The following is a 25,643-nucleotide window of genomic DNA, read 5'->3' as shown; positions in this document are numbered from 1 at the left end:
AGAGACCGACACATGCACCTGGCCTATGTGATGACCGAAGAGCGCGGCGCCACCGACCGCCTGCTGAGCGAACTGGCCGAACGGCTGCAGGCCAAGGGCCTCCGCCTGGCGGGGATCGTGCAGACCAATGTGGAATGCTACGACAAAGAGCTCTGCGACATGGATGTGCGGGTGCTGCCCGCGGGTGAAACCATCCGCATTTCGCAGTCCCTGGGCGCGGGCGCCCGCGGCTGCCGCCTGAACCCCGAGGCGCTGGAACAGGCGGTGGGGCAGGTCTCTGCATCGCTGCAATCCGGCGAGGCGCCGCAGCTGATGATCGTCAACAAATTCGGCAAGCACGAGGCCGACGGCCGCGGCATGCGCCCCATCATAGGCGAGGCGCTGGCGCTGGGCATCCCGGTGATTTCCGGCGTCAACAAGATGAACGTAGAGCCGTTCCAGGCCTTCGCCGACGGCATGGCAGTCGAGGCGGGCCCGGATCTGGACGCGTTGGTCGAATGGGCGGAGCAGGCCGTGGCCGAAACTGCCTGACCCAGGCGATTTTCTTTTGAAATCAATCGAAAGGCCCGCGAACTTCACGCGGGCTTTTTGCTGCGTAGGGCAGCGTGCGGCCCGTTCAGCCTTGCTGCTGAACCACCATCGTCCGTCCTGTTAAGAGGGAAAATGGTGGGCGACCCTGGAATCGAACCAGGCGTGCGTCTCCGCGAGGGAGTTACAGTCCCCTGCCACACCTTGCGGCCTGTCGCCCACTGTCAGTTGCTTGTTGCACCTGATGTGGAGGCGTGATTACAAGCAGGCCAAAGGGGCGTCAACAGGAAAATCGCAAGTTTTTCGCGCGCCCCGCAAATTCTTTCTGCCGGAGAGCAAAATGTCCAAGAAACCCAAGTGGGTCGTCGAAAAAGAGCAGGCCAAGCGGGCGGCCGCAGCGGAAACCGTGTGGCTGTTCGGGCTGCATGCGGTGCGCGATGCGCTGCTCAATCCCAAGCGCGAAAAACTGCGCCTGATGGTGACGATGAATGCGCAGGCGAAGCTGGCGGATGCCATCGAAGAATCCGGTGTCGAGGCCGAGGTCATTGACCCGCGCAAGTTCAACCCGCCAATTGATCCGCAGTCGGTGCATCAGGGCGCGGCGCTGGAAGTGAAGCCGCTGAACTGGGGCGGGCTCGCCGAAAACTGCATCGGCCGCGAGGCGCCGCGGGTACTGCTGCTGGACCGGGTCACCGATCCGCATAACGTCGGCGCGATCCTGCGCTCGGCCGAGGTGCTGGGCGCCAGCGCGGTGATCGGCACCCGCCACCATTCGGCACCGGAAACCGGGGCGCTGGCCAAGACCGCCAGCGGCGCGCTGGAGCGCCAGCCGTACCTGCGGATGCGCAACCTGGCCGACACCATCACCGAGCTGCAGCAGATGGGCTTTACCGTGCTGGGCCTGGACGGCGAGGCAGAGCAGACCGTGGAAGCCGCGCTGGAGGGGAAAAAGGATCAGCCGGTGGCGCTGGTGCTGGGGGCGGAAGGCCCCGGGCTGCGGCAAAAGACCAAGGAGACCGTCGACCAGCTGGTCAGGATCGATGCTGCGGGCGGCTTCGGCTCTCTCAATGTCTCCAACGCGGCTGCAATTGCGCTTTACGCCTCAATTGCACGCTAGTCGGGGCCAACCCGTAACGGGGTAATCACATCTGCGTATGCTCCCTTTGCAAGGGCAGGGCGCTGCGGCAGAGTCAGTGAACTGCTGCAAAAACGTGAATGGAGAATAACGTGGCCCTGCGCCTGATTTCGATGGCTGTTGCGGTTCTGTTGCTGGCGCTGCCCGGTCCGGCCCGGGCGGATGCGGCCATGTTCTCCTCCCGTTCGGGGGTCGCTATCGGCGGCTATGACCCGGTGGCGTTCTTTGTGCATGGGGCCGCTGAACGCGGACGGCGCGGCCATGCGGTGATGTGGAAGGGGGTCGTGTGGCGGTTTGCCTCGGCCAGCAATCAGGCCCGGTTCGAGGCAAACCCGCGCGCCTATGCGCCCGCCTTTGGCGGCTATTGCGCCTTTGCGATGACGCAGGGGGTGCTTGCGGATGGCAATCCGCAGCTTTGGGCGATCGTGGATGGCGAGCTGTTTCTGCTCAACAACCCGGAGGCACAGGGTGTCTGGGTTACCCGCCGCGGCGAGCTGATCACCCAGGCGCGGCTGCACTGGCCGGTGATTCTCCGCAAATAGCCCGTCACCTCACGTTTTCGCGAGGGGGGCTTTTATTTTCCAGACTGTGACCCATATTCAATACAGACTGCGGAGTGGAACCACCGCAGATCTTTTTCACTGTCCCTCGTTCCATACCTTGCGCCCGGTTCGTCCGGGCGCATTTTTGTTCGCGTACGGCGAATCCGGCTTTGCGGCGCTGTGCGGCAAGGCTAGGGTGCGCGGCATGACTGATTACAGTGATGAGCATCTGAAAAAGGTTCTGCAGCGCACCAAGGTGGTTGCGGTGGTCGGCGTCTCGATGAACCCGGTGCGGCCGAGTTACTATGTGGCACGCTACCTGGGCCTCAAGGGCTACCGGGTGATCCCTGTGAACCCGGGCCATGCCGGCAAGCCGCTGTTTGGCGAGACGGTGCGGGCGAGCCTTTCGGATATTGAGGCGCCGGTGGATATGGTCGACATCTTCCGCCGGTCTGAGGCGGTGCCGCCGATTGTGGACGAGGCGCTGGAGGCGTTCCCGAAGCTGAAGACCGTGTGGATGCAAATCGGGGTTGAGCACGCAGAGGCCGCTGCCAAGGCCGAGGCGCGCGGCGTTACGGTGATCCAGAACCGCTGCCCCAAGATCGAATACCAGCGGCTGTTCGGCGAGTTGCGCATGGGCGGCTTTGCCACCGGGATCATTTCCTCGAAGCTGTGACGTCTGCGGCCGGGCAGGGCGCTCCCGCCCGTTCCCGCCGTCCTGCCGGACGGCCTCCACGGTTGGGTCCGGCGCCGCTGCGCGGCGCTGATTTTATGCTGAGAAGCCCTTGAGGGGCAGGAGTGCCCTCAAGGGCCTTTCCCAGTGTGTTTCAGAGTGCGCGTCAAGGGCAAGCCGCGCTGGCGCGCGGAGGCTGCGCCTCCCTTGACCCGCCGCAAGCAGGCCGGCCGAGCGCTGGGATCAGCCCTTGGGGCGGCTGGCCTTCTCGGCGATGCCGCTGAGGCCTTGGCGTTCCGCCAGCACCTGCAGGACATCCTCCAGCGCCACGTCCCGGGCGGCCAGCATCACCAGGAAATGATAGAGCACATCGGCCCCTTCGGACGCGAGCCCGGCCTTGTTGTCCTTAACCGCCTCGATGATGGCCTCAATGGCTTCCTCGCCGAATTTCTCGGCGCATTTCTCCGGCCCCTTGGCCAGCAGCTTGGCGGTCCAGCTGGAGTCCGGGTTTGCGCCCTTGCGGGACAGGATGGTGGCTTCAAGATCGTGCAGAAGGCTCATCGCATGCCCCTCAGTTCAGCCGCATCGGGATGCCGGCGGCGGCCATGTGTTCCTTGGCTTCCTGGATGGTGTATTCGCCGAAGTGGAAGATCGAGGCCGCGAGCACCGCGCTGGCGCCGCCCTTGGTCACGCCCTCCACCAGGTGATCGAGGTTGCCGACGCCGCCGGAGGCAATCACCGGCACGTCCACCGCGTCCGAAATGGCCTTGGTCAGCGGCAGGTTGAAGCCCGATTTGGTGCCGTCGCGGTCCATCGAGGTGAGCAGGATTTCCCCCGCGCCCTTGGCTGTCACCAGCTTGGCAAACTCCACCGCGTCGATGCCGGTCGGTTTGCGGCCGCCGTGGGTGAAGATCTCCCAGCGGCCCGGCTCAACGGTCTTGGCGTCTATGGCGCAGACGATGCACTGGCTGCCGAACTGGTCCGCGGCCTCGGCGATCACATCCGGGTTGGCCACCGCGGCCGAATTGAAGGAGACCTTGTCAGCACCCGCCAGCAGCAGTGCGCGCACATCTTCCTTGGTGCGAACCCCGCCGCCCACGGTCAGCGGCACAAAGCACTGCTCGGCGGTGCGTTGCACCACGTCGAACATGGTTCCGCGGTTTTCATGGGTCGCGTGGATGTCGAGGAAACAGATCTCATCCGCGCCGGCCGCATCGTAGGCCTTGGCCGATTCCACCGGATCGCCCGCGTCGCGCAGGCCGACAAAGTTGACACCCTTGACCACGCGCCCGTCGGCGACGTCGAGACAGGGAATGATGCGGGTCTTCAGCATGTTGCCGTGCCTTTCAAACTGCTTGGCCCCGTGGGTACGCAATGCCCGCGGCGAGCGCAACAGATATGGCAGGCGCTGCGCGTTTTGGTCCGGGGCACGGGTGCAATCCGCGCGAAACCGCCGGAACCGTGCAGTCTCGCAGTTGTGAATTGCCTGGCCGGAGCGGATGCCCCGATCATGATCAGACGTCCCTGATTTTGGAGCAGCTGTTATGACCAAGACTTTTTTCCTTGCCGGAGCCATCGCCCTCGCCGCCGCACTGCCTGCCGCCGCGGAACTGGTGACCGTGCAGAGCCAGAAATCCGTCGGTGAAACCATGGACGCGCTGCAGGCCGCGGTTGAGGGCGCGGGCGCCACCGTCTTTGCCCGGGTGGACCATGCCGCAGGCGCGCAGAACGCAGCGCTGGAGCTGAGCCCGTCCCAGCTCCTGATCTTCGGCAACCCCAAGCTGGGCACGCCGGCGATGCAAGCCGACATGCGGGCAGGGCTCTATCTGCCGCTCAAGGTGCTGGCTTTTGAGGACGCGGACGGCCAGGTCTGGCTGACCTATGAGGACCCGGCAGAGATGCTGTCGGGCCTCGAAATCCCGGCAGATGCAGCGTTCATTGGCAAGATGCAGGGAGCCTTGGACAAGCTGACGTCCAAGGCGGCGCAATAACCGCGGAAACCGCCCGCGGGCTGCCCGTGCCTTAGCGGCGCGGGCGGGACCGGTGGCGGTCAATCACGATCGCAATGGCCCACAACAGCCCTGCGCCCATCGTGACCGGGCCAAAGATCAGCGGCCCCCAGGCGGCCAGGACACCCGCGGTATAGGCGGTCTCGCTCAGGTCATGGCCCAGCACCACGCAGGGGTTGGCAAACCCTTCGTGGATTTCGCAATCAAAGCCGAACCCCAGCAGCATCACGAACGCAATGCACAGCAGCCACAGGACAATCGGCCCTATGGTCAGCGTCGCGAGGATTCGGCGGACAAGGCGCATGAGGTTTCCCTTTGCCGGATCAGACCGGGGCGGGGCGTCAGGCCTTCAGAACCGCCAGCGCCTCTTTCAGGTCGATGGCGCCATCATAAAGCGCCCGGCCCGAAATCGCACCATTGAGCGGCGCACCGCAGGATTTCAGCGCCCGCAGGTCATCCAGCGAGGACACGCCGCCGGACGCGATCACCGGGATGCTGACCGCATTGGCCAGATCGGCGGTGGCTTCCACATTCGGGCCTTTCATCGCGCCGTCGCGCAGGATGTCGGTATAGATGATCGCGGCAACGCCCGCGTCCTCAAATGACTTGGCGAGGTCGGTGACCATGACATCGGTCTCCTCGGCCCAGCCCTTGGTCGCGACCTTGCCGTTGCGGGCGTCGATGCCGACGGCGACCTTGCCGGGGAATTCCCGTGCCGCTTCGCGCACAAGGTCCGGGTTTTCCACCGCCACGGTGCCCAGGATGACCCGCGCCAGTCCCTTATCAATCCAGCGCTCGATGGTCGCCATGTCGCGGATGCCGCCGCCTAGCTGCGCGGGCACCTTTGTCTGCTTCAGAATTTCCTCGACCGGAGCCGCGTTCACTGGCTCGCCGGCAAAGGCGCCGTTCAGATCCACCAGATGCAGCCACTCGCAGCCCGCCTCGACAAACTCCAGCGCCTGGGCGGCGGGGTTGTCGTTGAACACGGTGGTCTTGTCCATCTCGCCATGCAGCAGGCGCACGGCCTGGCCGTCTTTGAGGTCAATCGCGGGGTAGAGGATCATCCGGGCGGTCCTTCGTGAAATCAAGCTGGCGGTGTTTTGCACAACGCGAGGGCAGATTGCAACGCGACCCGAAGTCAACCTTGCCAGAAGCGGCGCATCAGGGACAGGCTGCCTGAAAACAGGGAGGAAATGGAATGAAACATCTACTGGCAGGCATGGCTTTGGCCTTGGGGCTGGCAGGCGCCGCAGCGGCGGATCCGGTTCTGGGCGTCTGGAAGACGCAGCCCGACGACGGCTCCTATGCCCATGTCCAGATGGCTAAATGCGGTGCCGCCGTCTGCGGCAAGATCGCCCGCACCTTCAACAGCGAGGGGGAGTATAAATCCCCGAACCTCGGCAAGACGCTGGTGATCGACATGGTGCCGAACGGCGACGGCTCCTACGAGGGCAAGGTCTGGCGGCCGTCCAACAACAAGGTCTACATCGGCAAGATGGATCTGGCAGGCAGCTCCTTAGCCTTGCGCGGCTGCGTGGCGGGCGGGCTGATCTGCTCGAAACAGACCTGGACCCGGATCAAGTAAGTCCGGCGGGGGCTTTACAGCAGCCCCAGCTGCACCGGGATCGGCGCATAACCGCGTTTCAGCTGCCGGTCCCGGAACCCTTCGAAAATCGCCAGCGCCTCGGCATGGCCTGCAAAATAGGTCCGCTTCTGCGCCCCGCCCGGAGCGTTCAGCGGCCCCGAGACACGCTCAACACACCAGTCGCCGAACAGCGTCGGCGTCAGGCTCAGCAAGCAATAGCGGTGCTTGCCGTCGGCGTGGTCGTATTTCTCGAAACGGATGTGCAATGGGGGCTGCCGCAGTGACAATAGGTCCGCCCCGTATGCATCGAAGCGGACCCCTTGTCTATTGTTCAATCCGGCGAATTGCACCGGCCCCTGCGGCAGCTGTGACGCTTAGACCTCACCAGTGTATTCGCCGCGCGCCGGGTAGTTATTGGGGATCGCAAAATCCAGCGCCGCCACCAGCTCCGCGAAATGCGGGCGCACAAACGGCATGGTCTGGACCGAGCCATAGTACAGCGTCTGCTCCGGCGTCACCATGAACAGGCCGGGCTCGGAGAACAGCTCGGGCTCCTCGATCCCGATCGAGGTCTTGCCGCGCGAGGTTGAGATATAAAGCCCCCACTCCTTGGCCACGGACAGCGGCAGGTCATAGCCGAACCGCAGCTCCTTGGCCTCGATCTTGTCGGCCATCGCGCGGGTGCGCTCCTCGCCGTCGGAGCTGATCGCGATGCAGTTGACGCCGCGCTCGGCAAAGGCCGCAACCTTTTTCTCGAATTCCTTCAGGTAGGTCGCGCAGATCGGGCAATGCAGGCCGCGGTAAAAGCAGATCACGGTGCCGCGCTCGGCGTTTTCCGCCGACAGGTCAAACTGGCCGTGGTCCAGCGTCGGCAGGGTCAGGTCCGGGGTCTTCTGGCGGGGAATCAGCATAGTGACGCTCCATTTGTGTGATGTGAGTGGTGGTGGTGCTTGCTCAAAGGTATCGCGCAGTTTACTGTCGCATAAATCCGAAAAACCTGACGGGAACCCCGGAATTATGGATCGCCTGACCACATTGATGGACCGCTTTCAGCTGGCCGTGCAGGCGGCAGGACCGGGGGAGGCCAATCTGGCAGCGCTGGCGGACAGCACCGGCGCGCCGGTGCGCATTCTCTACTGCACAAAAGGGGTGATGCAGGGGCTGGATCCGGCCACGGTCATGTGGTCCGCGCGGGTGGAGTGGTCGGGGCAGAGCAACCCGTTTCTGGCCGCCTTGCCGCAGATGGTGGACTACGGCATCGCCGGCAATGCCGAAGCCCAGGGGCTGGTGCGGCTCATGCAGGAGGAAGCCGAGGGCCAGCACTGCGGCGCGCAGTCGGTGATCAACCGCCTGGGCGAGGTGCTGATGGTGCGCCTGTTGCGTAATCAGATCCAGAAGGGGGCGACAGAGCCGGGTCTTCTGGCGGGCCTCGCCGATCCGCGCCTCAGCCGGGCCATCGTCGCGATGCATGATCACCCCGGCAGGCTCTGGACCAATGCCGATCTGGCGCAGGAGGCGGGATTGTCGCTCTCACGCTTTGCAGAGCTGTTCGCTGCAGAGGTGGGCGAAACCCCGATGGGCTACCTGCGCCGCTGGCGGCTGATCCTGGCGCATCAGGATCTCGCGCGCGGCGACAGGGTGGAGGCGGTGGCCCGCCGCTATGCCTACACCAGCCCCGAAGGCTTTACGCGTGCTTTCCGCAAGGCCTATGGCGTGGCGCCGGTTTCGCTGAGGACGGCTGCCGCCTGAGCGCCGCGGCTTTCATCTTTCCCCAAATACTCCCGCCGGAGGCAACGGCGCGTCAGCGCCGTCCCCTTATGGTTTCCAGGTCAGGAAGTTTCCGATCATCCGCAGCCCGGTGGCCTGGCTTTTCTCCGGATGAAACTGCATCCCGACCATTGTGTCCCGGCCAATGACCGCGGTCACGTCGCCGGCATAATCCACATGCGCCAGCCGTTCCGCCGGATTGGCCACGCGGAAGTGGTAGGAGTGCACGAAATACACGTGATCGCCGCTCTGAATGCCGTCAAATACCGGGTGCGCGTGGTCGATCACCAGATCGTTCCAGCCCATGTGCGGCACCTTCAGCACCGGGTCTGCCGGCGTGATCTTCACGACATCGCCGCCGACCCACCCCAAACCCGGAGTGTCCTGATACTCGTGCCCGGTGGTCGCCATCAGCTGCATGCCGACGCAGATGCCCAGGAACGGACGGCCTTTCTGCTCCACCGCCTCAACCATCGCGTCATAGATGCCCTTGTGGCCGCGCAGTTCCGCCGCACAGGCGGGGAAGGCGCCGTCGCCGGGCAGCACCAGCCGGTCGGCACGCGCAACCACATCGGCGTCGGAGGTCACCACGACCTCGCCCGCATCCACTTCCCGCGCCATGCGCTGGAACGCCTTCTCGGCGGAGTGCAGGTTGCCGGATTCGTAGTCGATAATTGCCGTCAGCATGTCAGAGTGCACCCTTGGTGGAGGGAATCGCATCCGCCTTGCGCGGGTCGGTTTCCACCGCCAGCCGCAGCGCACGGGCGACGGCCTTGAACGCCGCCTCGGCGATATGGTGGCTGTTGAACCCGTGCAGCTGGTCGATGTGCAGGGTGATGCCGCCGTGGGTGCTCAGGGCTTGGAAGAACTCGCGCACCAGCTCGGTGTCGAACGCGCCGATCTTCTGGGTGGGCAGCTCAACGTTCCAGATCAGGAACGGGCGCGCCGACAGGTCCAGCGCGCAGCGCACCTGGGCGTCATCCATCGGCAGGTGGCACTCGCCATAGCGGCGGATGCCCTTCTTGTCCCCCAGCGCCTGCACCAGCGCCTGACCCAGCGCGATGCCGGTGTCCTCCACCGTGTGGTGATCGTCGATGTGGTAATCGCCCTTGGCCCGGATGGTCATGTCGATCAGCGAATGGCGCGCCAGCTGGTCCAGCATGTGGTCGAAAAAGCCGACGCCGGTCTGGTTGTCGTAAACCCCGGTGCCGTCGAGGTTGATTTCGACCGAGATATCGGTTTCCGCGGTCTTGCGGGTCACTTTGGCGGTACGCATCAGCGGCTTTTCCTTCGTCATGCTGCAAGAACTTTGGTTCTGCCCCGGCGCTTATAGGGCGGGCAGGGGGGCTGGCTCAAGTGCGGCATTGTGCAAGCAGGGCAATCTGTTGCAGCAATCCCGGTCCCATCCCGGTCTCTTGCGCCCGGATGCGGCGCGTGCGAGCTTGGGCGCAAATTCCTGATCAGCCATGAGGGCCTCCCATGTCCACCTGCGTCTTTGTCCAGATCCGCTGCAAGCCCGGCACCACCTACAAGGTGGCCGAAGAGATTGCGCTGCGGGAAATCCACTCCGAACTCTACTCCACCAGCGGCAACTTCGACCTGCTGATGAAGCTCTATATCCCCAGCGGCGAGGATGTGGGCAAGTACATCAACGACCAGCTGCTGCAGATCGAAGGGATTGAGCGGTCGCTGACCACGATGACCTACAAGGTGTTCTGAGGCCACTGGCAGCCAAGAGGCAGACAGCAAAACGCCCCGCAGTGCGGGGCGTTTCTCGTTTCCGGCACAGGCTGGTCAGGCAGCAATCAGGCCTTTGTCCTGCAATTCTGCATAAGCCGTATCTACCGCGGTCTTCATCCGGGCCAGCATGTCGTCCACTTCTGCCTTGGTGATGATCAGCGGCGGGCACAGCGCCAGCGCATTGCCGGCGACTGCCCGCAGGATCAGCCCGTTGTCCTGGCAGGCCTTCTGCGCGGCGGCACCCGCGGCCCCCTTGTCAAAGCTCGCGCCGGTGGTCTTGTTCGACACCAGCTCCAGCGCCGCGATCAGGCCCTTGCCGCGGACCTCGCCCACAAGCGGGTGGCTGCTGAACACCTCGCGCAGCTGCGCCTGCATGTAAGCCCCCACTTCGGCGGCGTGCTCGAACAGGTTGTCGCGCTCGTAGATCTCCAGCGTCTTCAGCGCTGCGGCGCAGGCCGCCGGGTGGCCGGAGTAGGTGTAGCCGTGGCCGAACACGCCGACTTCATTGGTCTGCGCGATCATCGCCTCATACATCCAGCCGGGGATCACAGAGGCCGAGATCGGGAAATAGGCCGAGCTCAGCTGCTTGGCAAAGGTCATCAGGTCCGGCTTGATGCCCATGGTGGTGCAGCCAAAGTCAGCACCGGTGCGTCCGAAGCCGCAGATCACCTCATCGGCCCAGACCAGGATGCCATGCTTGCGCAGCAGTGCCTGCAGCTTCTCATAGTACCCTTCCGGCGGCACGATCACGCCGGACGCGCCGGTGATCGGCTCGACGATCATCGCGGCGATGGTGTCGGGGTCTTCGGCCAGAATCTGCTCTTCCAGATTGCTGATGATCCGGTCGACGAACTGCTCTTCGGTCTCATTGCCCTGGCGGCCGGTGTAATAATGCGGCGCGTCCGAACGCAGGATATGCAGCGCCTCCAGCGGCGCGTCGAAATGCGCCAGGTTCGCGGGCAGGGAGGTCAGCGAACCGGCCGCCACGGTCACCCCGTGATAGCCGCGCTCGCGGGTGATGATCTTGCGCTTCTCCGGCTTGCCGATGGCATTGAAGTAATAGCGCAGCATCTTGTAGTGGGTGTCGTTGGCGTCCGAGCCGGAGTTGCCAAAGAAGATATAGGCATCCTCCACCGGCACCATCGCCTTGAGCTTCTCGGCCAGCTTCATGATCGGCTCATGGGTCTTGCCGCCGAAGGTGTGCGAGAATGGCAGCTTGTGAAGCTGCTCGGTGATCGCATCCATCACCTCGGTGTTGCTGTAGCCCAGCGAGGTGCACCACAGGCCCGCCAGGCCTTCGATGTATTTGTTGCCGTCCGTGTCATAGACATAGATGCCTTCGCCGCGGTCCAGGCACAGCTGCTCGGTCGCGGTGAAATTGGTGGTGGGATAGATGACAGGGGCCATGTCCAAACTCCTACAATGACCTGCCGCAGGGGCTGTTTGGCAGTAGCTTTGGCGTGTTTTGCAGCGCGCGTCAAAGGGAATTTGATCAAATTCCAGGATGCAGGAGCCCGGGTGCCTGAAAAAGCGAAAGGCCGCCCCGAAGGGCGGCCTGTTCGTTTCCCGATGGAGCGGGCGATGAGATTCGAACTCACGACCCTTACCTTGGCAAGGTAATGCTCTACCCCTGAGCTACGCCCGCGCTGCCATCCGGTGAGGCGGTGAATAGGAAATCCGGCAGGAGGCTGCAAGCGGAAAGTGACAGTCTGATGAAGAAAATGCCGCTGGTGCCGCGGGGCGGAAAAGCGAAAGGCCGCCCCGAGGGACGGCCTTTTCGGCTTTCGAATGGAGCGGGCGATGAGATTCGAACTCACGACCCTTACCTTGGCAAGGTAATGCTCTACCCCTGAGCTACGCCCGCGCTGCCATTCGGTGAGGCGGTGTTTAGGGTTTTCCCAAACGGGCCGCAAGAGGAAATTTTCAGAACCGCGCAAGTATCTGTGGATAAGCGTTATTCTGTGGATTTCAGAAAGTCCGCGAGGCGGTTTTTCAAGGCCGCGCGATCCTTGGTTTCGCATTCCCAGATCGTCAGTACCTGCCAGCCCGCTGCCCGCAGCGCGGCCAGCTGCTCTGCGTCGCGTTCGGAATTGCGCCGCAGTTTCGGCTCCCAGTAGTCGCGGCGGCTGGACGGAATGCGCCCGTCGCGGCACTCATGCAGATGCCAGAAACAGCCATGCACAAAAATCACTTTGCGGCGCGGCCCGAACACCAGGTCCGGCTTGCCGGGCAGGTCTTTGCGGTGCAGCCGGTAGCGGAAGCCCATCCCGTGCACCATCCGCCGCACCAGCATTTCGGGCTTGGTGTGCTTGGCGCGGATCTTCGCCATATTGGCGCTGCGCCGTTCCGGTGTCAGCTTGTCGGCCATTCCAACTTGTGCCTGGATTGTTCCACCATGCGGGCATGGTAGCTGCTTTCAATCCGGCAGGAAATAAACGCGCTGGCCGGGCAGGGCGGCAGACCCAGTGCCTTGATCAGCTGGGCATCCTTCTGGCCTTCCAGCAGCACGATCTGCTCGCGCGCCAGCATATCGCGGGTGCCGTGGCCGCCATCGGCCCGGATGCGGCGCATGAAGTCCTTCTGCTGCGCCACCGCCTCCACCACGTCGCGCGGCACCGGGCGGCCCTGAATCAGCCGGAACAGCCGCGCCATCCGCTCGTTGCCAGTCTCACCGGTAAAGATCTGCTCCACCGCCGCCTCATCGGCGGTGCGCCAGAAATTCGCCGGATACGGCTGATCCTTCAGCAGCCACAGGATATGGCGGAACCCCTCGGCCGAGATGCTGCGCTTGGCGTCCTTGTTTTGCCCCGCGGTCAGATACTCAGGCCGGGCCACAATCAGCCCGAGATAGCAGCGCGCCCGCACCTCATCCGCGGCGACCAGCAGGCAGGCGCAATCAATCGCCTCTGTCGGAATCATCCAATTGCCGCCCATGGTGTGCTTGATGTCGACATCCTGGCCCAGGATCTCGGTGTCCAGCCGCCCCTTGCGCAAGCGCAGCAGCGCCCGCAGCTCGATCTCGACCCGGGTGCCGATATAGGTCTTTTCGGTCTTCTCCAGCTCTTCATAGGCGCGCCGCCCGGTCTTGGGCGTCATGATCACATCATCAATGCACTGCCGCAGCATCTGCGGCACATCGTATTCCAGCGCCAAGGCGCCGCCCGCACGGGTGGTGATTTCGTCTGCCAGCGGGAAAAGGATGCCGAAATCCGGATGGCCGGGAAGGACAAGGCTGTCGGGGAGCTTCTGTTTCAAGTGAGGATCTCCCGCCCGGCGGCACGCCGGGCAGTGCCCGACCGCCCCCATGGGCGGGCACTTCGTTTCCGCCCGCGGCCGGGCACTGCCCTTAACGCTCTGTTGCTACGCCCGCACAGCATGCAGCTTCGGCTTGGCAATCGCCGCCTTCAGTTCCCGCGCCACGGCTTCGGCCACCGGCGGCGGGAAGGCGTTGCCGACCTGGCGGTAGGCATTGGTCTTGGCACCTGTGAAATGCCAGGCATCCGGGAAGCCCTGAATGCGCGCCACCATCCGCACCGTCAGGCGCGGCATGTCGTTGTGAAACGGATCCGGCGCCTCGTTCGCGATGGTGCGGCCCTCGACGCCCAAAGCCGCCCAGGCGCGCCGTGCGCGGGTCGGGCCCAGGTCGGGGCCGCCATGTTTCTTGGAGCCGCCTACGATGGTTGGCGCGATCTCATCTGCCTTGGCGGCCCAGTCATCGGCCCCGCGCCAGCCGCGTTCCTTCATCAGGTCGATCAGGGTGGCACCAACGGTCGGCGGGTTATGCGGCAGCGGCTCGGGCCAGTTGAACTGACCTGCGAATTCCTTGCGCAGGGCGACAATCGCCACCCGCGGCCGCAGCTGCGGCACCCCGAAGTCGGAGGCATTGAGCAGCCGCCAGTCGGTCTCATACCCCAGCTTAGACAGCTGCTTCTTCAGCTTCTCGCGGTAGTCATGGAAAACCGCATCCAGAAAGCCGCGCACGTTCTCGATCATCACCGCACGGGGGCGGGTAGCGTCGACAATCTCGATCGCGTCATCGAACAGGTTGCGCTCGTCCTTCTCTCCCAGCTGCTTGCCGGCCACCGAAAACGGCGGGCAGGGCAGGCCGCCCGCCAGCAGGTCGATGCCCTTGTAGTCGCCCGCAACCTCCTTGAACTTGCGCACGTCCTCTTCCAGTACGTTCCACTGCGGCCGGTTGTGGCGCAGGGTGGCACAGCAGTGCTTGTCGATCTCAACCAGCGCCGTGTGGTCAAAGCCTGCCTTTTCCAGCCCAAGGGCCTGGCCGCCCGCACCTGCGCATAGTTCTACCGATGTCAGCATTCTGCTCCGCCCGTATTTTTCGCGTTCTTGCTCTGTTCCTAGGCGGAAAGGTGATTCCGCACAAGGGATTCCGCACCGGGGCAGAGTAGGGGCAAACCGGCAAAAGCGAAAGGCCGCCCCGAAGGGCGGCCTGTCCGTTTCCCGATGGAGCGGGCGATGAGATTCGAACTCACGACCCTTACCTTGGCAAGGTAATGCTCTACCCCTGAGCTACGCCCGCGCTGCCATCCGGTGAGCGGTGAAATAGGGTTTTGGGGGCTGGGCTGCAAGAGGAAAATCGGCAGCAGGAGAAAAAAATCTGCACAGGCAGCGACGGAACGGCGCAAGACGCGCGTTTCATCCTCAAAGACCGGATTGTCAGGGGAGATTGATAGGATGCTTTGCAAGGATTTCCTGCGGATTGGCAGCCTCTGTGCCGCGATTGGCCTTGGGCTGCTGGCGCACAGCAAACCACCGCAGGCGGACAGCTGGGCGGGAAGGATTAATGTGATCAAGCCTGTGCAGGTCGAAACCGTGACCTTGCCGGAGCCTGCGGCGCTGCGTGTCTGAAACCTTGCGGCAGACCGTTTCCCGGCACGGGAAACGGCCAAAAATCCTGCGAGGATTTTCTGGCTTCGCACGCGAGCGAAGCCCCCAGTTTTCCGGGCCGGAAAACTGGCCGGAATTCTCGCAGAATTCCGGTTCCGCCGCGCAATGAAAAGGGCGCCCTGCCACTGGCAGGACGCCCTTGTTTCAAATCCGCCTAGCAGCTTATTCCAGCTCGACCAGCAGGTCCTTGGCGTCGATCTGGCCGCCGGCCTGAACATGCACTGCTTTCACAACCGCGTCGCGCTCTGCGTGGATGCCGGTTTCCATCTTCATCGCTTCGATGGTCAGCAGCATGTCGCCTTCATGCACCTGCTGGCCTGCCTGTACCGCGACCGATGCGACAACACCCGGCATCGGCGCGCCGACGTGGTTGGGGTTGCCCGCTTCCGCCTTGGGGTTGGCCTGGGTTGAAGCCTTGACCAGACGGTTCGGCACCCGGATCACGCGGGGCTGGCCGTTGAGTTCAAAGAAGACCTTCACCTCGCCCTTCTCGTCGGTTTCGGAGATGGCCTGCAGGCGGATTTCCAGGGTTTTGCCCGGGTCGATCTCGGCAGTGATCTCCTCGCCCGGCTCCATGCCGTAGAAGAAGGTCCGGGTCGGCAGGGTGCGCACCGGGCCGTACTGGCGGTGGCGGCCCATGTAGTCCAGGAACACCTTGGGATACATCAGGTAGCCGTTCAGGTCCTCGTCATCGACCTTGAAGCCTTCCAGCTGCTTGGACAGATCGGCACGGACCGCTTCCAGGTCGACCGGCTCCAGATGCGCGCCGGGGCGTTCGGTGTTCGGTGCCTCGCCTTTCAGAACCTTGCTGACGATGCCCTCGGGGAAGCCGCCCGGGGGCTGGCCCAGGTTGCCGCGCATCATGTCGACCACCGAGTCGGGGAAGGCCACGTCGGTGGCGGGATCCTCGACCTGCGCACGGGTCAGGCCCTGGCTGACCATCATCAGCGCCATGTCGCCAACCACTTTGGAGGACGGGGTCACCTTGACGATGTCGCCGAACATCTGGTTCACGTCAGCATAGGTCTGCGCCACATCCGCCCATTTCTCTTCCAGCCCCAGCGAGCGCGCCTGCGCCTTCAGGTTGGTGAACTGGCCGCCCGGCATTTCGTGCAGGTAGACCTCGGAGGCCGGGGCCTGCAGGCCGCTCTCAAACGCCACGTACTGCGCCCGCACCTGTTCCCAGTAGCCGGAGATCTCGCGCACCTTGGCGATGTCGATGCCGGTGTCGCGGTCGGTGTTGCGCAGCGCCTCCACGATGGAGCCCAGGCAAGGCTGCGAGGTGCCGCCGGAGAAGGCGTCCATGGCCGCATCCACCGCATCGACGCCCGCATCAGCCGCCGCCAGGATGGTGGCACCGGCCACGCCCGAGGTGTCGTGGGTGTGGAAGTGGACCGGCAGGCCGACTTCTTCTTTCAGCGCCTTGACCAGCTGGCGGGCGGCGGCGGGCTTCAAGAGGCCTGCCATGTCCTTCAGGCCCAGGATGTGGGCACCGGCGGCTTCCAGCTCCTTGGCCATGCCGACATAGTACTTGAGGCCGTACTTGGCGCGGTTCGGGTCCAGGATGTCGCCGGTATAGCAGATGGTGCCTTCGCAGACCTTGCCGCTCTCGACCACCGCGTCCATCGCGACGCGCATGTTCTCGACCCAGTTCAGCGAGTCGAAGACGCGGAACACGTCGACACCGGTCGTGGCCGCCTGACGCACGAACTCCCGCACCACATTGTCCGGATAGTTGGTATAGCCGACGCCGTTGGAGGCGCGCAGCAGCATCTGGGTCATCAGGTTCGGCATCCGCTCGCGCAGGTCGCGCAGGCGCTGCCACGGGCATTCCTGCAAGAAGCGGTAGGCCACGTCAAAGGTCGCACCGCCCCAGCACTCGACCGAGAACAGCTGGCTGAGGTTCTGCGCATAGGCCGGCGCCACCTTGATCATGTCGATCGAGCGCATCCGCGTCGCAAGCAGCGACTGGTGGCCGTCACGCATGGTGGTGTCGGTGAGCAGCAGCTGGCGCTGCGCCTTCATCCAGTCGGCAACGGCTTGCGCGCCTTTCTGCTCCAGCAGGTTGCGGGTGCCATAGGGCAGGTTGCCCGGCTCCGCCTTGGGCGCGCGCGGCTCTTTCAGGTCGGCAGCGGGGGCCGGGCGGCCTTCGGTCTCCGGGTGGCCGTTCACGGTGATGTCCGCGATATAGGTCAGCACCTTGGTGCCGCGGTCGCGGCGCTTCTTGAACTGGAACAGGTCCGGGGTCTCGTCGATGAATTTGGTGGTGTATTCATTCGACAGGAAGGTCGGGTGCTTCAGCAGGTTTTCGACAAACGCGATGTTCGTCGACACACCGCGGACCCGGAATTCGCGCAGCGCGCGGTCCATGCGGGCAATCGCCTTCTCCGGCGTCGGCGCCCAGGCGGTGACCTTGGTCAGGAGCGAGTCGTAATACCGGGTGATCACGCCGCCCGCATATGCGGTGCCGCCGTCCAGGCGGATACCCATGCCGGTGGCCGAACGGTAGGCGGTGATGCGGCCGTAGTCCGGGATGAAGTTGTTCAGCGGATCCTCGGTGGTGACGCGCGTCTGCAGCGCGTGGCCGTTCAGGCGGATGTCGTCCTGGCTCGCCTTGCCGGTCGCCTCGGCAATGGTCTTGCCCTCGGCGATCAGGATCTGCGCCTGCACGATGTCGATGCCGGTGACCTCTTCGGTCACGGTATGCTCCACCTGCACCCGCGGGTTCACTTCGATGAAGTAGAAGTTGCCGGATTCCATATCCATCAGGAATTCGACGGTGCCCGCGCACTCATAGTTCACATGCTGGCAGATCTTGCGGCCCAGGTCGCACAGCTCGGCGCGCTGCGTGTCGCTCAGGTACGGGGCAGGGGCACGCTCAACCACTTTCTGGTTGCGGCGCTGGACCGAACAGTCCCGCTCATAAAGGTGATAGATGTTGCCGTCCTTGTCGCCCAGGATCTGCACCTCGACGTGGCGGGCGCGGGTGATCATCTTCTCCAGATACCCCTCGCCGTTGCCGAATGCGGCTTCTGCCTCGCGGCGGCCTTCCAGCACCTTCTCTTCCAGCTCCTTTTCGGCGTGGATCGGACGCATGCCGCGGCCGCCGCCGCCCCAGGAGGCCTTCAGCATCAAGGGGTAGCCGATCTCAGCCGCTTCCTTGCGGATCGCGTCCATGTCGTCGCCCAGCACCTCGGTCGCGGGAATGACCGGCACGCCGGCTGCAATCGCCACCTTGCGGGCCGATGCCTTGTCGCCCAGGGCGCGCATGGTTTCCGCCTTGGGGCCGATAAAGGTGATGCCGTTGCGGGCGCAGGCGTCAACGAACTCCGGGTTCTCGGACAACAGGCCGTAGCCGGGGTGGATCGCATCGGCGCCGCTTTCCTTGGCGACGCGGATGATCTCGTCGATCGACAGATAGGCCGCAACCGGCCCCATGCCTTCGCCGATCCGGTAGGCTTCGTCCGCCTTGAACCGGTGCAGGCCGAGTTTGTCTTCCTCGGCATAGACGGCGACGGTGCGCTTGCCCATCTCGTTGGCGGCGCGCATCACGCGGATCGCGATCTCGCCACGGTTGGCAATCAGGATCTTTTTGAAGTCGGTCATTTCACCCTCGGGGTCCGTGCAAGTTGGTGCAGTGTTAGGCGGATATTAGCGATCCGCACAACCGTAGTTCTGGGTATTTCCGGCATGATTGCGCTCTCAAGCGGCCTGTTTTTGGATTTTTGTTACATACCGGATGCCGGTTTTTTCCGCTTTGTAACGGGCCCCGCGCCGGCTGATGAGCGCGGCAGGGCCGGAAAGCGGCAGCCGGGGGTGCGCCGCTTTAGGATGGCGTGCTCAACTTTGGGTCAGAAATGCAGGGATTTGCGCAACCAAAGAGCCAGGACCTGACCTTCCGGTGCAGAGGCAGCGGGCGATTGCGCGGTTAGACTGAAAACAGAATTGGGTTCAATTGCTTGCCCTCATCAAACCAGCCGCGCCCGGTGCCGGCTGCTGTAAAGGAGAGTAAACATGCACCGTATTATCTACGTCAGCCAGGCAGCGGGCGGCATGACCAGCACAGATCTGGCCGTAATCGTCGGGAAAGCGCAGAAAACCAACGCTGCCGCCGAAGTGACCGGCATGCTGGTCGGCCACAAGGGGTGGTTCCTGCAGGTGATCGAAGGCCCGGCACAAGCGCTGGCTGCGCTGTTTCACCGCATCAGTGCCGCCCCGCGGCACGGCAATATCCGGGTTCTGGTCAGCGAGCCGGCGGAATACCGGGCCTTCCCCGAATGGCGGATGGCCTTCTCGGAACCGCACGTGCTGCCGGGGGCCGTGCAAAAGCACGTTTTTGCGCTGCAGAACCTGATCCCGATCAACAGCCCCGACCGCGGCAGCGAAACCGCCGTGCGGCAGGTCGTGCGCGACTTTCTCGCCGCCTTTGAGCGGCTGGAGAAGACAGCCTGACGCGGGCGGCGGTTCACCCCGCCGCCAAAAGACGCGGTTCCAGAGATCGAAGGGCCGCCAGATCCGGCGTTCCCAGCTGGCTCATATTGGCCTGCATGTCCTTGGCCAGAACATCGGTCAGATGCGCCGGGCCGTCAGCGCCAAGCGCTGCCAGCGCATAATGATAGGCGCGGCCCAGCATGACAAAATCCGCTCCCAGCGCCAGCGCCCTGATGATGTCCAGCCCGCCTTCGATTCCGCTGTCGAAGATCAGCGGAATCCGCACTGCTTCGCGGATCTCCGGCAGCAGGTCTATTGCGGCGGGGCAGCCGTCGAACTGGCGGCCGCCGTGGTTGGAGATCCAGACCGCATCGGCACCGGCCTCTTCCAGCCGTCTGGCATCCTGCGCCCGCTGCACGCCCTTGATGATGAACGGGCCGTCCCAGTTGCGGCGCAGCCACTGCACATAGTTCCAATCGGGCGAGGTGCGCAGCAAGTAACCGATATGGGCGGTTGGCGGCAGGTTTGCCTGCGCGCCGGAGATGTATTTGTCCAGCGTCCGCATATGCGGCATCCCATGCCGTGCCATCCCCAGCGCCCAGGCGGGCCGCATCGCGATCTGCGCCAGAAGCCGCGGGGTCAGCCGCGGCGGCTGGGTCAGGCCGGAGCGCGTCTGCCGCTCCCGGCGTGAGGCGGCGGGCACATCCACCGTCAGCACCAGCGTCCGGAACCCCGCATCCCGGGCCCGCGCCAGCAGGTCGGTGCGGATGCCCTCATCCTTTGGCGGATAAAGCTGAAACCAGGCGTCCTCCCCCAGGTGCGGCGCCAGATCCTCGGGCGAGCGGCTGGCCACGGTTGACAGGCAAAAGGGAATGCCCGCCGCGGCGGCGCTGCGGGCCAGGATGGCCTCGGCATCCGGCCAGATCAGTCCTGACATGCCGACGGGCGCGATGCCAAACGGCAGGGCCTGCGGCTTGCCCAGGAACTCAGTCCTCAGGTCCGGCTCCATCGGTCCGTGCAGGATGGACGGAAGAAACCGCACCCGGTCCAGCCCGGTGCGGTTGCGCGCCTTGGCGGCCTCGCCGCCGGTGCCGCTGTCCAGATAGTCCCAGACGAAACGCGGCAGCCGGGCCCGGGCGCGGTCTCTCAGATCGCTAAGGCCCGGGTATCTTTGATGCAAATCCATGCACGCATTGGTACGCGGCGGGCGGCAGAGTGCAAGAAAAAGCGCCCGGCGCCTGTCACAGCTTCCGGGCGCCCGGCTGCGGCCTAGGCCGCGGCATCCTTGTCCTGCGGTTCCGGGGCGCCAGCGGCCTGCACCGCCGGATTGCGCGGGGCGGGGATTGCGCCATCCGCAACGCAGACCTGATTGCGGCCCTTGGCCTTGGCATCATACAGCGCATCGTCAGAGGCGCGCAGCAGATCCTGCGGCATGGTGCCATGCGCCGGGTAATGCGCCACGCCCAGCGAAATGGTGATCCGCGGCAGCGCCTTTTCACCATAGCGGACGACCACATCCTCAACCCCTTGGCGCAGCAGTTCAGCCTTGGTCATCACGTCCTCCTGGCTCAGGTCAGGCAGAATCAGGGTGAACTCCTCGCCGCCGGGACGGCAGGCGATCTCGTCGCCGTCGCAGGCCTGTTCCAGCACCGAGCCGACCGCACGCAGCACCATATCGCCCGCATCATGGCCATGGTTGTCGTTGAATTTCTTGAAGTGGTCGACGTCGATCGACACCACGCTGAGCCGCCGTCCGCTGTTCTGGCTGGCGCCGATGAGCTTGCGAAGGCTTTCCGTCATGTGACGGCGGTTGAACAGTCCGGTCAGCGGATCGCGCACCGACTGGTCGTGCAGCTGGTCGCGCATCCGCACGTTTGCGATTGCCATTGAAATCTGCTCCGCGCACATCTGCGCCAGTTTCTTGGTGCCGACAAACTCCGGGCATTCGTCCTTGATCGCCCGCAGATGCATCAGGCCAACGGTTTCACCATGCGCCAGGATCGGAAAGCAGTAATAGCTCCGGCCGTCATGCGGCTCCGCGTGCTCGCAGACGAAATCAATCTCAGAGGTGCCGAACTCATAGGTGCGGCCCCGGCGCAGGCCCCAGCATTCCTCAGGGTGGATGTGATCCTTGTGGCTGCCGCCGTTCCAGCTGGCACAGCCGTCCAGCACATCGCGGGAGTTGGAGTAAACATAGATGCTGCCCTCGGCGGTCGGCAGGATGTGGGTCATGAAACGGGCAACCATGTCGAACAGCTCATCCAGGGAGCGGCTTGACTGAAGCCATTCGTTCAGCTCCCCCAGCAGCTGCACCTCGCGCGCCAGCCGCAGCTGTTCATCCAGGATGCCGCGCTCTTTCTTGTTCTGCTGCTGCATCTGGTTCATGCTGAACCGGTTGGTCCTGAACACCACATAGACCGCGATGGTCATGGCCAAGAGCGCAATGGAGGTCAGCACAATCAGCGACAGCTGGGCGCGGCGGATAAACGTCGTCCTCAGGTCGGTGATATCGGTGTAGAAATCAATCGCACCGTCGAATTGACCATTGTGAATCAGCGGCACATAGACCTGCGCAACCTCCCGCGTGATGCTGCTGTCAAAGCCGTTGGACTGCAGCGGGAACCCATCCACCTCATAGGCGGGCAGCGGCTCGTGCATGTAATAGACCTCGCCGCGCGCGACCTGTGTGCTGAAAAAGGCGTTGGTCTCATACTCGCCGATCTCTTCGCTGCGGGTGGACCAGAAAATTTCCCCGTCGCTGGTCAGCAGGCGGAACCGGAATACGTCCGTCTCCTCTGGCAGCAGCAGCAGATCCTGCGCGTCCGCGGGCCGGATCCGCCCCTCTTCAAAGGAGTCCCCGACGTCTGTCATGTGCAGCACCACCCTGCGCTGCCAATGCTGCGACTGCTTGCGCAGATCGTTTTCGATCATCCGGTCCACGATGGGCGTGGGGACCGCAAACACAGCCCAGGCCGAAGCGCCCGCGGCTGCGACAAGGACCAGGATCAGCGATAAGCTGCGGATCTTTTCAGCAAGGCTGGATCTCAAGTTTTTCTTCATTTTTCTGCGCCTGAAGTGCTGTAAAGTTAAGGGGCGGTATGCAACCGCGACCCTAGCCGGGATTGCTTTCGGTCCCGTTAATCTCCCGTAAGTTTCCTGAAATCTTTCTTTCCGCTGAGCACTTTACAGCCGCCGCCCATGGGTCCCGAAGATGTGGCGCAAGGCAGGTGAACAGAGTGTGAACGTCCTCTTTCCGCCAGGCTTGAATCAGGCTAAGATCGCGCCATGAGCAGTTTTGACGAAATGGACGCCTTTGAGGGCGCTTCGCTGTCGGCCCGCGCCATGCAGGCGCGGCCGATGCCGTATCTGGACAGCCTCAACCCCGCCCAGCGGGAGGCCGTTGAATGCCTCGACGGCCCGGTGCTGATGCTGGCGGGCGCGGGCACCGGCAAGACCAAGGCGCTGACCACCCGCATCGTGCATCTCCTCAGCACCGGCCGCGCGCGCCCGAATGAGATCCTGTCGGTGACCTTCACCAACAAGGCCGCCCGCGAGATGAAGGAGCGGGTCGGGGCGATGCTGGGCCAGGCTGTTGAAGGGATGCCGTGGCTCGGCACCTTCCATTCGATCTGCGTCAAGCTGCTGCGCCGCCACGCTGAGCTGGCGGGGCTGAAATCGAACTTCACCATTCTCGACACCGACGACCAGATCCGCCTGCTCAAGCAACTGATCCAGGCCGCGGGCATCGACGACAAGCGCTGGCCCGCGCGGATGCTGGCGGGCATCATCGACGACTGGAAAAACCGCGCACTGACACCGGAGAAGGTGCCCGCAGGCGATGCCAGCGCCTATAACAGCCGCGGCACCGAGTTCTACGCCCAGTACCAAACCCGCCTGCGCGAGCTGAACGCGGTGGATTTCGGCGACCTGCTCTTGCACATGGTCACGATTTTCCAGAACCACCCCGACGTGCTGGAGCAGTACCAGCGCTGGTTCCGCTACATCATGGTGGACGAATACCAGGATACCAACGTCGCCCAGTACCTCTGGCTGCGGCTGCTGGCGGGCAAGCATAAAAACGTCTGCTGTGTCGGCGACGACGATCAGTCGATCTATGGCTGGCGCGGCGCCGAGGTCGGCAACATCCTGCGGTTTGAGAAGGATTTTCCCGGCGCAATGGTGGTCCGGCTGGAGCAGAACTACCGCTCCACCGGCCATATCCTCGCGGCCGCCGGCGGTGTGATCCGCGGCAACCAGGGCCGCCTCGGCAAAGAGCTGTGGACCGAGGCCGGCGACGGCGAAAAGGTCCGTCTGATCGGCCATTGGGACGGCGAGGAAGAGGCTCGCTGGATCGGCGAAGAGATTGAATCGATGCAGCGCGGCACCCGCGGCCAGGCACCGCTGGGGCTGGACCAGATGGCCATTCTGGTGCGCGCCTCCCACCAGATGCGCGCGTTCGAGGACCGCTTCCTGACCATCGGCCTGCCGTACCGCGTGATCGGCGGCCCGCGCTTTTATGAGCGGATGGAGATCCGCGATGCGATGGCCTATTTCCGCGTCGTGGTTTCCCCCGACGACGACCTGGCATTTGAACGCATCGTCAACACCCCGAAACGGGGCCTCGGCGACAAGGCGCAGCAGACCATCCAAAGCATCGCCCGCGAAAATGGCGTTTCACTGGTGGAAGGTGCGCGGCTTGCAGTCGAGAGCGGCCAGATCAAGGGCAAGGGCGGCGGCGCCCTGCGCCAGCTGGTCGAGGGCATCGCCCGCTGGGGCCGCATGGCCGGCGACGCCGACATGACCCATATGGAGCTGGCCGAAATCATCCTGGACGAGAGCGGCTACACCGGCATGTGGCAGAACGACAAGACGCCGGAGGCGCCGGGCCGCCTGGAAAACCTCAAGGAATTGGTGAAGGCGCTGGAGTCTTTCGAGAACCTGCAGGGCTTCCTCGAACATGTCAGCCTGGTGATGGACAACGACAAGCAGGACGCGGACGAGAAGGTCTCGATCATGACCCTGCACGCCGCCAAGGGCCTGGAATTCCCCGCGGTCTTCCTGCCGGGCTGGGAGGACGGGCTGTTCCCCTCGCAGCGCTCAATGGACGAAAGCGGACTTAAAGGTTTGGAGGAGGAGCGCCGCCTTGCCTATGTCGGCATCACCCGCGCCGAACAGATCTGCACCATATCTTTCGCCGGCAACCGGCGGGTGTTCGGGCAATGGCAATCGCAGCTGCCCTCGCGCTTCATCGACGAGCTGCCGGAGGAGCATGTCGAGGTGCTGACGCCCCCGGGCCTTTATGGCGGCGGCTACGGCGCTGCGGCGCCCGGCGGCGCGATGGCGGGCGGGCAGGTGCGCTCGACGATCGAAGAGAAAATGGCGCAGGCCGATGGCTACAACTCGCCCGGCTGGAAGCGGATGCAGGCCCGCGCGGGCCAGCGCGGCCTGTCGCAGCCAAAGGAGAGCAAGCATCAGGTGATCGACCTGACCGCGACCTCCAGCTTCACCTTGGGGGAGCGGGTGTTCCACCAGAAGTTCGGCTACGGCGCCATCACCGGCATCGAGGGCGACAAGCTTGAAGTGGACTTTGAGAAGGCAGGCACCAAGAAAGTGGTCGCCCGCTTTGTTTCTGCCACGGACGACGTTCCGTTTTAAACGAAGTATTTAAGCCGGCAGGGCCGGCGGATCGGATCGCGCAGCGATCCGATCCGGGCGCGGGCGCGGCGGGCAGCATGGCTGCCCGCCGCGCCCGCGCCACCCCTTTCCTCTCAAGCAAGCGCGGCTTTGGCCGGGCGTGTGCCTGGCTGCAGCTGCGCGTCAGCGGGAGGGCTAAGTTCTGATGTCCCGGAAAAACAAGAAACGGCGGCGCCCAGGGAGGAGGAGGGGCGCCGCCGTTCTGTCATACACCGGGGAAAAGGGAGGAGGAGACCCCGGTGATCCAAACCCGGCTTCTTGGGCCGGTATAGGGTGCGGCGGCATCAGGGAGGAGGAGGATGCCGCCGCGTAGCACAGGCTCTTCAAAGGGAGGAGGAGGAAGAGCCTGATCTCTATTAGTTGTTCTCGTATGCGGCCTGATAGGCGACGCGCTTGATTTCGCTGCGGCTCAGGCCCAGGTCCGCCAGCTCGCGGCCCGACAGCGCCGACAGCTCATTGACGGTCTGGCGGTACAGCCGGTAACGGACGAACTTGACCAGAAGCGTGTTCAGAAAGCCAACCGGGGATGCCACGCTCACCGCGGAGATTTGATGTGCTGCAGCCATGGGTCTGTTCCTTCGTCCAACCGTTTCGTCATCTGCGTCTTGCGCCTCAGCGGCGCCGCTTGAGC

27 protein-coding genes and 4 tRNA genes are annotated in these 25,643 nt (G+C 64.1%); 11 read left to right on the top strand and 20 right to left on the bottom strand.

The features are described from left to right. Positions 1 to 12 precede the first annotated feature (12 nt). The gene (locus AC5STI_RS07915) at positions 13 to 531 is read left to right on the top strand and encodes a DUF2478 domain-containing protein (RefSeq protein ID WP_495446275.1); all 519 of its coding nucleotides are present in this window, start codon (positions 13 to 15) and stop codon (positions 529 to 531) included. 133 nt (positions 532 to 664) lie between these two features. Here the strand turns inward: AC5STI_RS07915 and AC5STI_RS07910 are convergent. Then, positions 665 to 748: transfer RNA gene (locus tag AC5STI_RS07910), tRNA-Tyr, on the bottom strand. Between the two features lie 120 nt (positions 749 to 868). Between AC5STI_RS07910 and rlmB the strand changes: the two genes are divergently transcribed. The 3 genes from rlmB to AC5STI_RS07895 all read left to right on the top strand — a co-directional run bounded on the left by rlmB (position 869) and on the right by AC5STI_RS07895 (position 2,881). Beyond that, positions 869 to 1,645 carry a 23S rRNA (guanosine(2251)-2'-O)-methyltransferase RlmB gene (rlmB, locus tag AC5STI_RS07905; RefSeq protein ID WP_475046545.1) on the top strand — a complete coding sequence of 259 codons (777 nt, stop codon included), beginning with the start codon at positions 869 to 871 and terminating at the stop codon, positions 1,643 to 1,645. 98 nt (positions 1,646 to 1,743) lie between these two features. Further along, on the top strand, positions 1,744 to 2,205 hold the full coding sequence (locus tag AC5STI_RS07900; protein WP_495446274.1) for a YHS domain-containing (seleno)protein: 462 nt from the start codon (positions 1,744 to 1,746) through the stop codon (positions 2,203 to 2,205). A 205-nt stretch (positions 2,206 to 2,410) separates the two neighbouring features. Beyond that, entirely contained in the window at positions 2,411 to 2,881 is a 471-nt protein-coding gene (locus tag AC5STI_RS07895) for a CoA-binding protein (RefSeq protein WP_495446273.1), read from the top strand. A gap of 240 nt (positions 2,882 to 3,121) precedes the next feature. Here the strand turns inward: AC5STI_RS07895 and AC5STI_RS07890 are convergent, their stop codons facing one another. Together AC5STI_RS07890 and hisF are read right to left on the bottom strand one after the other, a co-directional pair. Next, the gene (locus tag AC5STI_RS07890) at positions 3,122 to 3,439 is read right to left on the bottom strand and encodes a phosphoribosyl-ATP diphosphatase (RefSeq protein ID WP_495446272.1); all 318 of its coding nucleotides are present in this window, start codon (positions 3,437 to 3,439) and stop codon (positions 3,122 to 3,124) included. Positions 3,440 to 3,449: 10 nt separating this feature from the next. Next, a complete protein-coding gene (hisF, locus tag AC5STI_RS07885; RefSeq protein ID WP_421054587.1) occupies positions 3,450 to 4,211 on the bottom strand; it encodes an imidazole glycerol phosphate synthase subunit HisF in 762 nt (253 codons plus the stop codon). 211 nt (positions 4,212 to 4,422) lie between these two features. Between hisF and AC5STI_RS07880 the strand changes: the two genes are divergently transcribed. Further along, the gene (locus AC5STI_RS07880; RefSeq protein ID WP_421054588.1) at positions 4,423 to 4,869 is read left to right on the top strand and encodes a DUF302 domain-containing protein; all 447 of its coding nucleotides are present in this window, start codon (positions 4,423 to 4,425) and stop codon (positions 4,867 to 4,869) included. A 31-nt stretch (positions 4,870 to 4,900) separates the two neighbouring features. Here the strand turns inward: AC5STI_RS07880 and AC5STI_RS07875 are convergent, their stop codons facing one another. Continuing rightward, complete coding sequence (locus tag AC5STI_RS07875) at positions 4,901 to 5,191, bottom strand: hypothetical protein (protein ID WP_490399088.1); 291 nt, start codon at positions 5,189 to 5,191, stop codon at positions 4,901 to 4,903. Between the two features lie 37 nt (positions 5,192 to 5,228). Further along, positions 5,229 to 5,951 carry a 1-(5-phosphoribosyl)-5-[(5-phosphoribosylamino)methylideneamino]imidazole-4-carboxamide isomerase gene (gene hisA, locus AC5STI_RS07870; RefSeq protein ID WP_039189700.1) on the bottom strand — a complete coding sequence of 241 codons (723 nt, stop codon included), beginning with the start codon at positions 5,949 to 5,951 and terminating at the stop codon, positions 5,229 to 5,231. Positions 5,952 to 6,085: 134 nt separating this feature from the next. Here hisA and AC5STI_RS07865 point away from each other — a divergent pair, with 134 nt between their 5' ends. Continuing rightward, complete coding sequence (locus tag AC5STI_RS07865; RefSeq protein WP_495446271.1) at positions 6,086 to 6,472, top strand: DUF2147 domain-containing protein; 387 nt, start codon at positions 6,086 to 6,088, stop codon at positions 6,470 to 6,472. A gap of 14 nt (positions 6,473 to 6,486) precedes the next feature. Here the strand turns inward: AC5STI_RS07865 and AC5STI_RS07860 are convergent, their stop codons facing one another. Both AC5STI_RS07860 and AC5STI_RS07855 read right to left on the bottom strand, forming a co-directional pair. Then, positions 6,487 to 6,738, bottom strand: a complete 252-nt coding sequence (locus tag AC5STI_RS07860; RefSeq protein WP_058284404.1) for a WGR domain-containing protein — start codon at positions 6,736 to 6,738, stop codon at positions 6,487 to 6,489. Positions 6,739 to 6,846: 108 nt separating this feature from the next. Next, positions 6,847 to 7,383, bottom strand: coding sequence for a peroxiredoxin-like family protein (locus tag AC5STI_RS07855; protein WP_495446270.1), 537 nt, complete (start codon positions 7,381 to 7,383; stop codon positions 6,847 to 6,849). Between the two features lie 106 nt (positions 7,384 to 7,489). Between AC5STI_RS07855 and AC5STI_RS07850 the strand changes: the two genes are divergently transcribed. Beyond that, the gene (locus AC5STI_RS07850; protein ID WP_495446269.1) at positions 7,490 to 8,221 is read left to right on the top strand and encodes an AraC family transcriptional regulator; all 732 of its coding nucleotides are present in this window, start codon (positions 7,490 to 7,492) and stop codon (positions 8,219 to 8,221) included. A 66-nt stretch (positions 8,222 to 8,287) separates the two neighbouring features. Here the strand turns inward: AC5STI_RS07850 and hisH are convergent, their stop codons facing one another. Together hisH and hisB are read right to left on the bottom strand one after the other, a co-directional pair. Continuing rightward, positions 8,288 to 8,926, bottom strand: coding sequence for an imidazole glycerol phosphate synthase subunit HisH (gene hisH, locus AC5STI_RS07845; protein ID WP_495446268.1), 639 nt, complete (start codon positions 8,924 to 8,926; stop codon positions 8,288 to 8,290). A gap of 1 nt (position 8,927) precedes the next feature. Then, complete coding sequence (hisB, locus tag AC5STI_RS07840) at positions 8,928 to 9,515, bottom strand: imidazoleglycerol-phosphate dehydratase HisB (protein ID WP_027236985.1); 588 nt, start codon at positions 9,513 to 9,515, stop codon at positions 8,928 to 8,930. 203 nt (positions 9,516 to 9,718) lie between these two features. Between hisB and AC5STI_RS07835 the strand changes: the two genes are divergently transcribed. After that, positions 9,719 to 9,958, top strand: coding sequence for an Lrp/AsnC family transcriptional regulator (locus AC5STI_RS07835; RefSeq protein WP_027236986.1), 240 nt, complete (start codon positions 9,719 to 9,721; stop codon positions 9,956 to 9,958). A 75-nt stretch (positions 9,959 to 10,033) separates the two neighbouring features. Here AC5STI_RS07835 and AC5STI_RS07830 read toward each other — a convergent pair whose 3' ends face one another. The 7 genes from AC5STI_RS07830 to AC5STI_RS07800 all read right to left on the bottom strand — a co-directional run bounded on the left by AC5STI_RS07830 (position 10,034) and on the right by AC5STI_RS07800 (position 14,519). Further along, a complete protein-coding gene (locus tag AC5STI_RS07830; RefSeq protein ID WP_475046530.1) occupies positions 10,034 to 11,386 on the bottom strand; it encodes an aminotransferase in 1,353 nt (450 codons plus the stop codon). 163 nt (positions 11,387 to 11,549) lie between these two features. Continuing rightward, positions 11,550 to 11,624: transfer RNA gene (locus AC5STI_RS07825), tRNA-Gly, on the bottom strand. Positions 11,625 to 11,768: 144 nt separating this feature from the next. After that, positions 11,769 to 11,843, bottom strand: a tRNA-Gly gene (locus AC5STI_RS07820). Between the two features lie 90 nt (positions 11,844 to 11,933). After that, the gene (locus AC5STI_RS07815; RefSeq protein ID WP_495446267.1) at positions 11,934 to 12,347 is read right to left on the bottom strand and encodes a very short patch repair endonuclease; all 414 of its coding nucleotides are present in this window, start codon (positions 12,345 to 12,347) and stop codon (positions 11,934 to 11,936) included. Then, a complete protein-coding gene (locus AC5STI_RS07810) occupies positions 12,332 to 13,234 on the bottom strand; it encodes a NaeI family type II restriction endonuclease (protein ID WP_495446266.1) in 903 nt (300 codons plus the stop codon). The genes AC5STI_RS07815 and AC5STI_RS07810 overlap by 16 nt, the downstream gene beginning before the upstream one ends. 105 nt (positions 13,235 to 13,339) lie before the next feature. Continuing rightward, positions 13,340 to 14,299 (bottom strand): DNA cytosine methyltransferase, encoded by a 960-nt coding sequence (locus AC5STI_RS07805; RefSeq protein ID WP_366661516.1) that lies wholly within the window; start codon positions 14,297 to 14,299, stop codon positions 13,340 to 13,342. A 145-nt stretch (positions 14,300 to 14,444) separates the two neighbouring features. After that, positions 14,445 to 14,519, bottom strand: a tRNA-Gly gene (locus tag AC5STI_RS07800). Positions 14,520 to 14,530: 11 nt separating this feature from the next. On the opposite strand from AC5STI_RS07800, the gene AC5STI_RS07795 reads away from it, so the two are divergent. Beyond that, entirely contained in the window at positions 14,531 to 14,848 is a 318-nt protein-coding gene (locus tag AC5STI_RS07795) for a hypothetical protein (protein ID WP_495446265.1), read from the top strand. Between the two features lie 201 nt (positions 14,849 to 15,049). Here the strand turns inward: AC5STI_RS07795 and AC5STI_RS07790 are convergent, their stop codons facing one another. Then, the gene (locus AC5STI_RS07790; protein WP_490399097.1) at positions 15,050 to 18,493 is read right to left on the bottom strand and encodes a pyruvate carboxylase; all 3,444 of its coding nucleotides are present in this window, start codon (positions 18,491 to 18,493) and stop codon (positions 15,050 to 15,052) included. 408 nt (positions 18,494 to 18,901) lie between these two features. Here AC5STI_RS07790 and AC5STI_RS07785 point away from each other — a divergent pair, with 408 nt between their 5' ends. After that, on the top strand, positions 18,902 to 19,339 hold the full coding sequence (locus AC5STI_RS07785; RefSeq protein ID WP_495446264.1) for a BLUF domain-containing protein: 438 nt from the start codon (positions 18,902 to 18,904) through the stop codon (positions 19,337 to 19,339). Positions 19,340 to 19,352: 13 nt separating this feature from the next. Here the strand turns inward: AC5STI_RS07785 and AC5STI_RS07780 are convergent, their stop codons facing one another. Both AC5STI_RS07780 and AC5STI_RS07775 read right to left on the bottom strand, forming a co-directional pair. Then, positions 19,353 to 20,504, bottom strand: a complete 1,152-nt coding sequence (locus AC5STI_RS07780; protein WP_495446263.1) for an alpha-hydroxy acid oxidase — start codon at positions 20,502 to 20,504, stop codon at positions 19,353 to 19,355. 83 nt (positions 20,505 to 20,587) lie between these two features. Then, entirely contained in the window at positions 20,588 to 22,378 is a 1,791-nt protein-coding gene (locus tag AC5STI_RS07775; RefSeq protein WP_495446262.1) for a sensor domain-containing diguanylate cyclase, read from the bottom strand. 225 nt (positions 22,379 to 22,603) lie between these two features. Between AC5STI_RS07775 and AC5STI_RS07770 the strand changes: the two genes are divergently transcribed. Further along, on the top strand, positions 22,604 to 24,973 hold the full coding sequence (locus tag AC5STI_RS07770; RefSeq protein WP_495446261.1) for an ATP-dependent helicase: 2,370 nt from the start codon (positions 22,604 to 22,606) through the stop codon (positions 24,971 to 24,973). Positions 24,974 to 25,368: 395 nt separating this feature from the next. On the opposite strand, the gene AC5STI_RS07765 is transcribed toward AC5STI_RS07770, so the two are convergent. Then, positions 25,369 to 25,578 (bottom strand): DUF1127 domain-containing protein, encoded by a 210-nt coding sequence (locus AC5STI_RS07765; protein ID WP_490399889.1) that lies wholly within the window; start codon positions 25,576 to 25,578, stop codon positions 25,369 to 25,371. Positions 25,579 to 25,643 lie beyond the last annotated feature (65 nt).

This window comes from Leisingera sp. CC-HEC096 (genome assembly GCF_059429235.1).
The sequence above is the reverse complement of the archived record's forward strand: the minus strand, read 5'-3'. Positions and strand labels throughout refer to the sequence as shown.